Below are 335 nucleotides of genomic sequence, written 5' to 3'. Positions count from 1 at the left end.
GGTAAGGCTACTCAAGAACCTGCATTACGTGCTTACAACTCAGTATCAGTAGTTACTGAACCTGTAACTATCAACGGTGCTAAGTTCTACAAGTTAGCTGGCAAGGACCAATACGTAAAGGTTGGTAACATTGACGGTACTAAGAGAACTTTGAAGCACAACGCATACGTTTACAAGTCAAACGGCAAGGCTTACACTACTAAGTCAGGCAAGAAGGTTGTTAAGACTAAGCGTACTAAGGGTACTGAAGTAACTACTTACGGTAAGTCATTCATGATCAACGGTTCACAAATGTACCGTGTTGGTAAGAACCAATACATCAAGAAGGCTAACTT

At 41.2% G+C, this 335-nt stretch carries 1 protein-coding gene; it reads left to right on the top strand.

Annotated elements, in window-relative coordinates; genetic code table 11:
• A partial coding sequence (locus tag FC46_RS09930; RefSeq protein WP_201779065.1) for an SLAP domain-containing protein occupies positions 1 to 335 on the top strand: 335 nt, incomplete at both ends.

The sequence above is a fragment of the Lactobacillus kalixensis DSM 16043 genome, from assembly GCF_001434335.1.
In the GTDB taxonomy this organism is placed as follows: Bacteria; Bacillota; Bacilli; order Lactobacillales; family Lactobacillaceae; genus Lactobacillus; species Lactobacillus kalixensis.
This window is presented reverse-complemented; position numbering and strand designations above follow the sequence as displayed.